Consider the following 12,487-nt stretch of genomic DNA (forward strand, 5'->3'; position numbering starts at 1 on the left):
TCAAAATAACGCCATTGGTTGGTGTATTCTGGATTTTAATGACGGTTAAAGCGCTTCGCGCAGGCGCCGGATGGTCTGCACGCGGTTGATGAACTCCTGCATGATCAGGGTATAGAGTTCATCACCGATAAACTCATCCTCCACGCCCGCGTCGATGCTGGGGTTGTCGTTGACCTCGATGACTACCACCCGATCGCTGCTCTGTTTCAGGTCCACGCCGTACAGGCCTTTGCCCACCAGGCCGGCGGCCTTGACCGCGGTTTCGATGACCTTTTTAGGCGCCTCGTAGGTCGGCATGGTCTGATATCCGCCTGAGGGGTCGCCGGTGTTGCTGTGGTCGTAAATCTGCCAGTGATCGCCGGCCATGAAGTACTTACAGGCATAGAGCGGCTTGCCGTTGAGTACGCCCACCCGCCAGTCGTATTGGGTGTACATGAACTCCTGGGCGAGCAGCAGGGCTGAATGCTTGAGCAGGTCGGCCACGGCGCCATCGAGCTCCGCGCGCGTTTCCACTTTGACCATGCCCCGGGAGAAAGAGCCATCCGGGATTTTCAGAATGATGGGGAAGCCCAACTCCTCGGACAGACGATCCAGGGCGTCGGTGGAGCGGGTGGAAATCAGGCGGGTTTTGGGCGTGGGGATGTTGCGCGCATTGAACAGATCCGCCAGATAGACCTTGTTGGTGCACCGGATGATCGATTGCGGATCGTCCATGACCGCCAGGCCCTCGGCCTCGGCGCGGCAGGCAAACTGGAAAGTGTGGTGGTCGATGTTGGTGGTTTCCCGGATGAACAGCATGTCGTATTCGGGCAGTTTGCGGATATCTTTTCGGCCGATCAGGTCCACATTGATGCCCAGACGGTTGCCGGCTTTGACAAACTTTTTCAGGGCCTTGTCGTCGCTCGGGGGCAGCTTCTCGTCCGGATTCACCAGTATCGCCATCTCGTAGCGGCTGATTTTCTGGGTTTTCTGCTTGCGCCAGAGCTGCGCGCTGAAGCGATCCAGAGCGTTGGCGAAACCTTCCTGCTCCGCTTCTTTCAGGCTATGCAGGGGCGCGACTTTGAGGTTGCTGACGCGCCAACCGCCGCGCCAGCTGAGTTCGGCGCGCAGAATGGGGCAGGGTTGTTGCTCGAACAGTTCGCGCGCGAGCTTTTTCAGCTCCGGAACGCTGCTCTCACCGAAAAAAATCCAGAACTGAAACTGCTTTTCATCCCGGGCGGCCAGCTGTTGCAGGAACTTTTCCGACTGGCTGTGCAGGTGCTCTTCAATCACCGAGAAGCTGCTGCGATCGCGCAGATCGTTCAGGGTTTTGACCGAGGGGATCACCGAGTGGCCCCGCGCTTCGGCCAGCAGTGAGCCGTAGTAGCCCTTGCTCAGGTAGCCGAATTTGCGGCAGAGGTTGATGACCCGGGTGCGGTTGCTCTTGCCCAGCGGCAGCTGCAGGTAATCGTCAAAAGTGATGACCTGCTCGCTGGGAAAATAGGGGGCCCAATCCTGCTCGGATTCGACCACGATAAGTAATCTCGACATGGACTACGGTTCCACCGGTGTATCGGGGTCATTGCCCCATTCGGCCCAGGAGCCATGGTAACCCTTGATGTCAAAGCCCAGGGCCTTGCCCACCAGGTAAGTAAAGCCGGAGCGGTGATGGCTCTGGCAGTGAGTGACAATGCGTTTGTCTCTGGTCAGCCCCAGTTCAGCGAGAAAGGCTTCGGCGTCCGGGCGAATGCGCAGACCGTTGTCGTGATCCATCAGTCGGGTCCACTCGCAGTTGACGGCGCCGGGAATATGACCGGCTTTTTGCGCCGTCACCTTCTCCCCCCGGTACTCGGCCGGGTTGCGGGCGTCCCAGACCACAAAGTTCGGGTCTTCCAGCGATTCCAGGATGTCCGGTATTTCCACGACCACGCTCGGGTCGAGGCTCACCCTGGGGTCGGTGAAGGGCACCTGGGGCACCTCCTTGCTCAGCGGTCGGTGCTCATTCTTCCAGGCCTGGAGTCCGCCGTTGAGGTAGGAGTAATTTGAGTGGCCGATGGCATCCAGCGTCCAGATGAATCGACCGGCCCAGCCTCCGCCTTCGTCGTCGTAAACCACAAAATGGGTATCCGGTGTCAGCCCCAGGAAGGAAAACAGCCGGTTGAGCTGCTCCACGCTGGCAATCCGTCCGGGGGCCGGGGGGATGTTGCAGACCAGCATTTGCGGCGGAGCGTGGAGGGCGCCTTCAATGTGCCCCTGCTGATAGCTTTGCTCGCTGCACAGATCCACTACCCGGAGGTTCTCGGGCGGGTTCTCAAGCTGTTCAGCCAGTTCGGCGGGCTCGATGATGAGGGGCAAATCGCGCAAAGAAAGTTTAGCCATAACAACGGGTTCCTTTTCATTGATTCAACACCCGCTAGCATAACGCTGAAACGGGTAAATTTGTGCTCCGTCTGGAACGCGTTACCGGGGTGAGTTCAAACTTTGCAAAATCTGTTCGTAGCTGTTCATTCTCTGCTGACTGATCTTGCCCTCTTCAAGGGCCCGGCGCAGGGCGCAGCCGGGTTCGCTTTGATGAGCACAGTCCCGGAATTTGCAGTGCCCGAGAAAGGGACGGATTTCGATAAAATTCTCCAGCACCTGTTCGGGGCTCATGTGCCAGAGGCCGAACTCCCGCACTCCGGGCGAGTCGATCAGGCGGCCGCCACCAGGGAAGTGGAACAGCTCGGCGTTGGTGGTGGTGTGGCTTCCGGTCTGGCGCTCGGACAGCTCGCCCACGCGCAGCTCGGCATCGGGCAGCAGGTAGTTGGTCAGTGAGGACTTACCCACACCAGACTGGCCCACAAACACGCTGGTGAAATGGGCCAGATAGTCGCTCAGCTCGGTCATGCCCTCGCCAGTCTCGGCCGACACCCGCTGCACCCAGTAACCCAGGCTGCGATACAGTTGCTCCATGCGCTCGATCTTGTCGGCAATGCGCGCGTCGATGGCGTCGCACTTGTTGATCAGTAGCGCGGGGGTAATATCGCTGGCTTCGGCGGCGACCAGGTAGCGATCGATCAGGCTGAAATGCGGCTCGGGGTAGGGCGCAACCACGATCAGGGCCCGGTCGATATTGGCGGCCACGGTCTTCAGGTCGCCGTAGGGGTCGGGGCGGGAGAGGGCGGAGTAGCGGGGCAATACCGCCTCGACCACCCCATAAGGATCGCCATCGCGCCAGACCACCTGGTCGCCGGTCACCAGTGAGCCCAGGTTGCTGCGAAAGTGGCAGCGCTTGCGCTCGCCCTCTGACTCGACCACCACCAACATCCCGAAGTGAGTCACCACAAACCCCTCGCGCTCCGGCCCCAGGGTGTTTTCCTCAATCGGTGCCTGCGGGAGGTCCTGTTTGCGGGAGGCGCGGGCCCCGCGCTCTTCCTGGATTTTCTGGATACGCCAGGCCTGGCGTCGGGTCAGTTTGCGCTTACTCATGAACCGCGTCGCGTTCTCCGCACTGAGCCGGTTGTCCCCGAGGGGCCGGCGGGTTAGTCTTAGCAACCATTAATTGCGACCATTGTGCCCTATTCGATAGGAAAATACTGCTATGCCAAGTGAGAATAATTTGATCTGGATCGACCTGGAAATGACCGGGCTGGATCCGGACCGGGATGTCATCATCGAGATCGCCACAATCGTCACGGACGCCGATTTGAACATTCTGGCGGAAGGACCGGTACACGCCATTCATCAGCCGGATGAGGTCATGGCCGGCATGGACGAGTGGAACACCAGACAGCATGGCGGCTCGGGCCTGACCAAGCGGGTGCGGGACAGCAAGGTGAGCCTGAATGGAGCGGAAGCCGAGACCATCGCCTTTCTGGAAGACTGGGTCACCCCGGGCAAATCCCCCATGTGCGGCAACTCCATCTGTCAGGACCGGCGCTTTATGGTGCGGGGCATGCCGCGACTGGAGCGCTACTTTCACTACCGGAACCTGGATGTGTCCACCATCAAGGAGCTGGCACGGCGCTGGCGGCCGGACGTGGCCGAGGGGGTAAAGAAAACCGGTGCCCACCTCGCGCTCGATGATATCAAGGATTCCATCAACGAGTTGAAGCATTACCGGGAGACGTTTTTTCGGATGGAGTGAGGGGGAGGAGCATCGCGCTGGGTAACGGCGGATGCGCCTTAGGCTCCGAAATGTCAGATCGATCCGCCCTACGAAATCTTGGCTGGGCAATGGCGGATGCGCTTACAGCTTATCCGCCCTACGAGTACCACGGCAGGTAATGTAGGGCGGATAAGCTGTAAGCGCATCCGCCGTTACCAAACCGGGTTTTACACGTTGTAGGTCGAAGAAGCGGTATCCCCGCCGCGTCCGGTCCAGTTGGTGTGGAAGTGCTCACCCCGGGGCTTGTCAACACGCTCATAGGTGTGCGCACCGAAGTAGTCCCGCTGGGCCTGCAAGAGGTTGGCGGGCAGGCGGGCACAGCGATAGCCGTCGAAGTAGTTCAGCGCCGTGGTGATCGCCGGGGTGGGAATCCCGCTGCTGATGGCCGTGGCCGCAATCCGGCGCCAGCCGTCCTGTGCCGCGTCGATCTTACCGTGGAAGTAATCATCCAGCAGCAGGTTCTTCAGGTCGCCGTTTTTGTCGAAGGCGTGCTTGATGTTGTCCAGGAAGCCGGAGCGGATAATGCAGCCACCGCGCCACATCAGAGCGATGCCACCGTAGTTCAGGTGCCAGTCAAACTCTCGCGCCGCTTCGCGCATCAGGGCATAACCCTGGGCGTAGGAAATCATCTTGGAGGCCAACAGGGCCTGGCGCAGGTCGTCGATAAAGGCCTTCTTGTCGCCCTCAAATTTCACTTTGGGGCCACTGAGTACCTTGGAAGCTTCCACCCGCTCGTCTTTCTGGGCCGACAGGCAGCGGGCAAACACCGCCTCGCCAATCAGGGTCAGGGGAATGCCCATGTCCAGAGCGATGATGCCGGTCCACTTGCCGGTGCCTTTCTGGCCGGCCTTGTCCAGAATCTTGTCCACCAGCGGCTCGTCGCCCTCTTTATAGGCGAGGATGTCGCGGGTAATTTCGATCAGGTAGCTGTTCAGCTCACCCTCATTCCACTCGGCGAAAACCTCGTGCATCTCATCGTGGCTCATGCCCAGCAGGTCTTTCATCAGCTGGTAGGCTTCGCAGATCAGCTGCATGTCGCCGTACTCGATGCCATTGTGGACCATTTTCACGAAGTGGCCGGCGCCTTCTTCGCCCACCCAGTCACAACAGGGAGTGCCGCCGTCAACCTTGGCCGAGATGTCCTGGAAGATCGGCTTGACGTGCTCCCAGGCCGCGGGTGAGCCGCCGGGCATGATGGACGGGCCGGTCAGGGCGCCCTCTTCACCGCCGGACACGCCAGTGCCGATGTACAGCAGGCCCTTGCTCTCGAGGTACTGCGTGCGACGGTTGGTGTCGGGGTAATGGGTGTTGCCGCCGTCAATGATGATGTCGCCCTTCTCCAGGTGCGGAATCAGCTGCTCGATAAAATCATCCACCGCCTCGCCGGCCTTGACCATCAGCATGATCTTGCGTGGCTTGGCCAGCGATTGCACCAGCTCTTCGATCGAGCGGGCACCGCGAATGCTCTTGCCTTCCGCGCGGCCGGCCAGAAAGTTGTCCACCTTTTCCGAGGAGCGGTTGTAGGCGGTGACCGTGTAGCCTTTACTGGCCATGTTCAGGATCAGGTTTTCGCCCATGACGGCGAGCCCTACCAGGGCGATATCGGATTTGTCTTTCATAAAAGCTGTTACCTGTCTCTCGAGTTGATATGAATGGTCATCATTATTGGCGCGGCCTTTGGCGGCGCACTTTATCGTCCGAAATTGTTTCAGGGTTGCGTATTATTCACGGTTACGGCCCAAATTAACAGGGTAATCAATCGCATAAAGCTGATTGAAAATAACTAAAATTCAATTTTTAACGGTCTTTGCGCCGGATTTTGCGCTTGCGTCGCCGGTTGGGGCGGGCCTGTTGTGCCAGCGCCCAATCGATATGTTCGCGCACCAGGGGCGAGGCCTGCTCCCGTTTTTGCTTCAGGGCGAGAATGATCTCGGGGTCTGTGGGCGCGTTGCCCAGCCCCACGGCCAGATTGCGCTGCCAGCCCTCGTACCCGGTGCGGCGAATGGCCGACCCCTCGGTGTTGCGCAGGAACTCTTCTTCGGTCCATAAAAAGAGGCTGAGCAGGTCCCGGTCGTCCATGCCGTGGCGGGGCAGAAAATCGACCTCCTGGGTGGGGCGGGCGTACTTGTTCCAGGGGCAGATGCTCTGGCAGTCGTCGCAGCCGAACACCCGGTTGCCCATGGGTTCGCGGAATTCCTCGGGAATGGGGCCCTTGTTCTCAATGGTCAGGTAGGAGATGCAGCGACGGGCGTCCAGTGTATAGGGTTCGGGAAAGGCGTCCGTGGGGCAGACCTGCAGGCAGGCGCTGCAGTCGCCACAGCGATCCGGCTGCTCGGATTGATCGACCGGCAGGGGCAGGTAGGTAAACAGCTCGCCCAGAAAAAACCAGCTGCCCGCCTCGCTGTTGAGGATCAGGGTGTGCTTGCCGGTCCAGCCCAGGCCCGCCTTGGCGGCCAGGGGTTTCTCCATCACCGGGGCGCTGTCCACAAAAGGACGGTGCTGGCCCTGCTTGAGGTCCTCCGGCAGGGCGGCTTCAATGCGCTCGGCCAGCTTGGCCAGGCGCTTGCGGATCAGCTTGTGGTAGTCCCGCCCGAGCGCATAGCGGGAGACATAGGCCCGGGTCGGGTCCTTGAGCACCCGCACCTGGTCCGTGTCGCCGGGCAGGTAATCCATCCGCACCGAGATCACCCGCGCCGTGCCGGGCAGCAGTTCGTCCGGGCGGGAGCGCTTGTGGCCATGAGCGGCCAGCCAGTCCATCGAGCCCTGGTAGTCCTGCTCGAGCCAATTGTGCAGGCGCTGCTCGTCCTGATGCAGGTCGGTATCGGTAATGCCCACCTGCTGGAAGCCGAGCTCCCGCCCCCATTGCTTGATGTCGGCGGCGAGTGTTTGATAGTCAAAAGACGACATAGAGAATTACGAGTTGGGCGCGAAGTCGCGTATAATTCTGTCAAAATAGTATGTTACAGCACACCAGCGCCAATATCTGTGCTGGCGCAAAAACGAGGATGTTATGAAGTTGACCCTGGCCGACCGGACCGCCACACCCAGTGCATTGTATACCGCCCAGCAGACCGGTGAGCTGGATAAGCTCGCGATCGACAGCGGAATTGCCGGCATCCGCCTGATGAAGCGGGCCGGCCGCGCCGCGTTTGATCAACTGCTGGCCCGCCATCCGAATGTGGAGCAGGTGACCGTTTATTGCGGTGCGGGCAACAACGCCGGCGACGGCTATGTGGTGGCCGCGCTGGCGGCCCAACAGCGCATCCCGGTGCGCCTGATTGCGGTGGGTGACCCGGAGAAGCTCTCTGGCGAGGCCGCCGAGGCCCGCGACTACGCCCGTCAGGAAGGAGTGATCTTCGAATCTCCGGGCGAAGCCCCGCCGACGGGCGTGATTGTCGATGCGCTGCTCGGCACCGGGATCAAGGGTGAAGTTCGTCCCGCCTATGCCGAGGCCATTGAGCAGATCAATGCCAGCGGTCGGCCGGTGATGGCGATCGACATTCCCACCGGACTGAATGCCGATACCGGGGCGGTGATGGGCACGGCGGTCCGGGCCGGATTCACCGTGACCTTCATCGGGGTCAAACGCGGATTGCTGACCGCGCGCGGGCCGGCCCTGTGTGGCGAGCTGGTTTTTGCCGACCTGGGGGTGCCCGAGTCGATCTACGCTCAGGTTTCCGCCGAGGTGATGCCGCTGACGTTGGCTCAGCTGCTGGCGACCTTGCCCCGGCGCGCCACGGACGCCCACAAGGGCGATTTCGGTCATGTGATGGTCATCGGGGGCGACACTGGCTTCGGCGGAGCGTCGATCATGGCGGCCGAATCGGCCGCGCGCGCCGGTGCCGGGCTGGTCAGCCTTGCCACCCGGCCCGAGCACGTGGCCCCGGCCCTGACGCGCCGGCCCGAGATCATGGTGTGCGGCGTCACCTCCGGCCAGGAACTCGAGCCCTGGCTGGCGCGCCCCACCGTGCTGGTCGTCGGGCCCGGTCTCGGGCAGTCGCCCTGGTCCGAACAGATGCTGCAGCAGGCCCTGCAGTCCGGCCTGCCGCTGGTGCTGGACGCCGATGCCCTGAATCTGCTGGCCGCCAATCGCCCGGCGGCGGCCGAAAAACGGGACGACTGGATTCTCACCCCCCATCCGGGCGAGGCCGCGCGCCTGCTCGATACCACCACGGTCGAGATCCAGGCCGATCGCTTCGGTGCGATCACCGAGCTGCAAAAGCGTTACGGCGGCGCGATCATCCTCAAGGGTGCCGGGTCGCTGGTCAAAGGCCCCGGTTCCGACATCGGCCTGGTCACTGCCGGCAACCCCGGCATGGCTTCGGGCGGCATGGGCGATGTGCTCAGTGGGATTCTGGGAGGGCTGCTGGCCCAGGGCGAGACCGTTACCGATGTCGCCCGCCTGGGCGCCTGCCTGCACACCGAGGCGGCCGATCTGGCGGTGGGCGACTGGGGTGAGCGCAGCCTGCTGGCCACCGATCTGGTGCCGGCGCTGTGTCAATTGCTGCAGGCCGAGCCGGGTGTGGCGACATCATGACCGAGCGCGACTGCTATCTGTCGGATGAAAAAGCGACCCTGGCGTTGGGCGAGACTCTGGGCCAGCAGCTGCAGTCCGATCGACAGGGGTTGACCCTGTTTCTTGAGGGGGATCTGGGAGCCGGCAAAACCACTTTCTGTCGCGGGCTGTTGCGCGCCTTCGGGCATTCAGGCCCGGTCAAGAGTCCGACCTATACACTGGTGGAAGAGTATGAATTCGCGGGCCGGAGTGTGAACCACTTTGACCTTTATCGCCTGGGGGATCCGGAAGAACTGGAATATATGGGCATTCGGGATTATTTTAGAACAGAGAGTGTCTGTCTTCTGGAGTGGCCCGAGCGCGGAGCCGGCGTTTTGCCGGAGCCGGATCTGCGGGTTACAGTAGCTGTGGAAGGTCGTGGCCGCCGTGCGCGGATCGAGGCCAGCGGCGAGCGCGGCGAGGGATTATTGAACCACTGGCCCACTGGGGACTCAATGGAAATGTCGTTTTGACTCAACGGTTTGAGATCATCATTTGATGCACAGTCTACTCAAAAACGGTTTCTCGGGCGGGAGCGGAAAAGTGTTCGCCTCGACACTGTTCAGTCTGCTTTTGCTGTTGGCCCTGCCCGTGAGTGCGGTGGATGTGGACAGTGTGCGGCTTTGGCGCGCGCCGGATCACACGCGTCTGGTGTTCGACCTGAGTGATCCGGTAGAGCACAAACTTTTCTCGCTGTCCTCCCCGGCCCGGGTCGTGGTGGATATCGCCGATACCCGGCTCAAGGGGACGCTGGACGATCTGGAGCTGGAAGATACCCCCATCAGGCGCGTGCGCAGCGCCCATCGCAGCGACGGCACCCTGCGCGTGGTGTTTGACCTGAAGGAGTCAGTGCGCCCCAAAAGCTTCATGCTTGAGCGCCACGAAGATACCAACGACCGCTTGGTCATCGACCTGCATGACCAAGGCAAGAGCCGGGCCGAATCACTGGAGGACAAGACACCCAAACGGGCCGAGGGTGAACGCGATGTGATCATCGCGGTGGATGCCGGCCACGGCGGCGAGGACCCCGGGGCGATCGGTCCGGGTAACCTGCTTGAAAAAAATGTGGTGTTCGACATCAGCAAGCGCCTGGTCAATCGCCTCAACAATACCCCCGGGTACGAAGCCAAGCTGGTGCGCACCGGTGATTACTACGTGCCTCTGCGCGAGCGGCGCAACATTGCCCGCAAAATGCGCGCCGACCTGTTTGTCTCGATTCACGCCGATGCCTTTACCCACCCCTCGGCCAACGGCAGCTCCGTGTTTGCGCTCTCGCGCCGCGGGGCTACCAGTGAAACCGCACGTTTTCTGGCCGAACGGGAAAACGAAGCCGACGTGATCGGTGGTGTGGGCGATATCAGCCTCGAGGATAAGGATGAAATGCTCGCGGGGGTCCTGGTGGATCTGTCCATGACCGCGACATTGAACTCCAGCCTGACCGTGGGCAACGATGTGCTCAAAGCGTTAGGCGGGGTCTCCCGCCTGCACAAGCCCCAGGTCGAGCAGGCCGGGTTTGCGGTGCTCAAGTCGCCCGATGTCCCCTCCATCCTGGTGGAGACCGGCTTCATCTCCAATCCGGGGGAGGCACGCAAGCTCTCCACCGCGCAATACCGGGAGCAGCTGGCGAGCACCCTGACCCAGGGAATCCAGAGTTATTTCAATCGCCAGCCGCCGCCGGGGACACGTCTGGCCAGCGGCCGCGCGGGAGGCGGCGACGCCCGGGAGTACACCATCAATCGCGGGGATACCCTGAGCGCCATCGCCCGGCGCCACAACACCAGCGTGCGCGAGCTCCTGCAGGAAAACGATCTGAACGATTACACCATTCGCGTGGGGCAGGTACTGAAAATCCCCTCGTCCTGATATCCTTTCCGTCTTCAGGTCCAATTCGCTTCGACACCACAGAGATTGCATGTCCAGAATCCAGTTGCTCAATCCCCGTCTCGCCAACCAGATCGCCGCCGGTGAGGTGGTCGAGCGCCCCTCGTCGGTGATCAAGGAACTGCTGGAAAACAGCCTGGACGCCGGCGCCACCCGGGTGGAGGTGGATATCGAGGCGGGCGGCATCAAGCTCATGCGGGTGCGCGATGACGGCTGTGGCATTGGCGAAGATGACCTTCCGCTGGCGCTGAGCCGACACGCCACCAGTAAAATCACTGATCTGGACGATCTGGAGGCGGTGGCCACCCTGGGTTTTCGGGGTGAGGCGCTGGCCAGTATCAGCTCGGTGGCACGCCTGACCCTGACCAGCAACACCGACGACCAGAGTGCTGGCTGGCAGGTCAGCGCCGAGGGGCGCGACATGCAGGCAGAGCTGGCGCCGGCGCCGCACCCGCGCGGCACCACGGTGGAAGTGCGCGACCTGTTTTTTAACACGCCTGCCCGGCGCAAGTTTCTGCGCACGGAAAAAACCGAATACAACCGCCTGGATGAGGTGGTCAAACGCCAGGCCCTGTCCCGTTTTGATGTGGGTTTTACTCTGCGCCACAACAACCGCGCCGTCTACAGCTGGCGCCCGGCGGACTCGCAGATGGAGCGCGAGCGCCGGGTGGCCCAGGTCTGTGGCCCGGCATTTATGGAGCAGGCGCTGAGCATCGACATCGAGCGCTCCGGGTTGCGGCTCTGGGGGTGGGTGGCCCAGCCCAGCTTCTCGCGCAGCCAGGCGGATCTGCAGCATTTTTACGTCAATGGCCGGGCCATTCGCGACAAGCTGGTGGGCCATGCCGTGCGCCAGGCCTACCAGGACGTGCTCTACCACGGCCGCCACCCGGCGTTCGTCCTCTATCTCGAGGTGGACCCGGCCAGTGTCGATGTCAACGTACACCCGACCAAGCACGAGGTGCGCTTCCGGGACAACCGCCGGGTCCACGACTTCATTTTCAGCAGTCTGCACCACGCCCTGGCCCAGGTGCGCCCGGGCGATCAGAGTGACAGTGGGCTTCAGCCATCCCCCGAACCGGCGCTGAGTGGCGCGGCGGCGGGGGAGTTCCATCAGGCCCCCATGGGCCTGGCCGCCGCCTCGGCGCCCGCGCCCGGCGGGGGTTCGTCATTTTCTTCCCCGTTCGGCGCTTCCTACCCGTCGGCATCGTTCGCGAATCGGGGTGGCTACGGCGGAGCGACAGGCAATGTCGCCGAGCAGATGCGCCAGTACGGTACGCTGCATCAGCCCGGGGCCGAAGCCGGAGCGCCGTCGTTGCCGGAGAGCGAAGGCGGCGAAGTGCCGCCACTGGGGTATGCCATCGCCCAGCTAAAGGGCATTTTCATCCTGGCGGAAAATGCCCAGGGCCTGATCATTGTCGACATGCACGCGGCCCACGAGCGTATTACCTACGAGCGGATGAAGCGCGCCTTCGCCGAGGGCGGCATTCAGACACAGCCGCTGCTGGTGCCGGAGAATATCCCGGTCAGCCAGAAAGAGGCCGACTGCGCAGAGCAGCACACCGAGACCTTCACCCGGCTGGGTTTTGAGTTGCAGCGCGCCGGGCCGGAGAGCCTGCTGGTGCGCCAGGTGCCGGCGCTACTGAACCGCGCCCCGGTGGCCCAACTGGTACGCGATGTGCTCTCGGACCTGATCGAACACGGCAGCAGTGAGCGCATCCAGCAGCGTATCAACGAGCTGCTCTCCACCATGGCCTGCCACGGCTCGGTTCGCGCCAACCGGCGCCTGACCCTGCCCGAGATGAATGCCCTGTTGCGGGACATGGAGGCCACCGAGCGCAGCGGCCAGTGCAACCACGGCCGCCCCACCTGGACGCTTCAGTCCCTGGATCAGCTCGACAAGCTGTTTATGCGGGGTCAGTAGCCCG

Annotated in this window: 10 protein-coding genes; 5 read left to right on the top strand and 5 right to left on the bottom strand. The window is 62.2% G+C overall.

From position 1 onward, the window contains the following. Window positions 1-45: 45 nt before the first annotated feature. The 3 genes from AAE484_RS06355 to rsgA form a co-directional block, all read right to left on the bottom strand. Window positions 46-1,530, bottom strand: coding sequence for a RimK family protein (locus tag AAE484_RS06355; RefSeq protein WP_341937517.1), 1,485 nt, complete (start codon window positions 1,528-1,530; stop codon window positions 46-48). Window positions 1,531-1,533: 3 nt separating this feature from the next. After that, complete coding sequence (locus AAE484_RS06360) at window positions 1,534-2,358, bottom strand: sulfurtransferase (RefSeq protein ID WP_341937518.1); 825 nt, start codon at window positions 2,356-2,358, stop codon at window positions 1,534-1,536. A gap of 81 nt (window positions 2,359-2,439) precedes the next feature. Continuing rightward, entirely contained in the window at window positions 2,440-3,447 is a 1,008-nt protein-coding gene (gene rsgA, locus AAE484_RS06365; RefSeq protein WP_341937519.1) for a small ribosomal subunit biogenesis GTPase RsgA, read from the bottom strand. A gap of 112 nt (window positions 3,448-3,559) precedes the next feature. Here rsgA and orn point away from each other — a divergent pair, with 112 nt between their 5' ends. Beyond that, a complete protein-coding gene (orn, locus tag AAE484_RS06370) occupies window positions 3,560-4,105 on the top strand; it encodes an oligoribonuclease (RefSeq protein ID WP_341937520.1) in 546 nt (181 codons plus the stop codon). A 188-nt stretch (window positions 4,106-4,293) separates the two neighbouring features. Here orn and gnd read toward each other — a convergent pair whose 3' ends face one another. Further along, window positions 4,294-5,745 (bottom strand): decarboxylating NADP(+)-dependent phosphogluconate dehydrogenase, encoded by a 1,452-nt coding sequence (gnd, locus tag AAE484_RS06375; protein WP_341937521.1) that lies wholly within the window; start codon window positions 5,743-5,745, stop codon window positions 4,294-4,296. A gap of 178 nt (window positions 5,746-5,923) precedes the next feature. Beyond that, window positions 5,924-7,033, bottom strand: coding sequence for a tRNA epoxyqueuosine(34) reductase QueG (queG, locus tag AAE484_RS06380; protein WP_341937522.1), 1,110 nt, complete (start codon window positions 7,031-7,033; stop codon window positions 5,924-5,926). 103 nt (window positions 7,034-7,136) lie between these two features. On the opposite strand from queG, the gene AAE484_RS06385 reads away from it, so the two are divergent. Genes AAE484_RS06385 through mutL form a run of 4 tightly spaced genes read left to right on the top strand, consistent with a single transcriptional unit; the run spans window position 7,137 to window position 12,483 of the window. Then, a complete protein-coding gene (locus AAE484_RS06385) occupies window positions 7,137-8,663 on the top strand; it encodes an NAD(P)H-hydrate dehydratase (RefSeq protein ID WP_341937523.1) in 1,527 nt (508 codons plus the stop codon). After that, a complete protein-coding gene (gene tsaE, locus AAE484_RS06390) occupies window positions 8,660-9,154 on the top strand; it encodes a tRNA (adenosine(37)-N6)-threonylcarbamoyltransferase complex ATPase subunit type 1 TsaE (RefSeq protein ID WP_341937524.1) in 495 nt (164 codons plus the stop codon). Before AAE484_RS06385 ends, tsaE begins: the two co-directional genes overlap by 4 nt. Before the next feature lie 25 nt (window positions 9,155-9,179). Beyond that, window positions 9,180-10,544 carry an N-acetylmuramoyl-L-alanine amidase gene (locus tag AAE484_RS06395; protein WP_445928833.1) on the top strand — a complete coding sequence of 455 codons (1,365 nt, stop codon included), beginning with the start codon at window positions 9,180-9,182 and terminating at the stop codon, window positions 10,542-10,544. Window positions 10,545-10,593: 49 nt separating this feature from the next. After that, window positions 10,594-12,483 carry a DNA mismatch repair endonuclease MutL gene (mutL, locus tag AAE484_RS06400; protein ID WP_341937526.1) on the top strand — a complete coding sequence of 630 codons (1,890 nt, stop codon included), beginning with the start codon at window positions 10,594-10,596 and terminating at the stop codon, window positions 12,481-12,483. Window positions 12,484-12,487 lie beyond the last annotated feature (4 nt).

The sequence above is a fragment of the Marinimicrobium sp. C2-29 genome (assembly GCF_038419845.1).
Classification (GTDB): Bacteria; Pseudomonadota; Gammaproteobacteria; order Pseudomonadales; family Cellvibrionaceae; genus Marinimicrobium.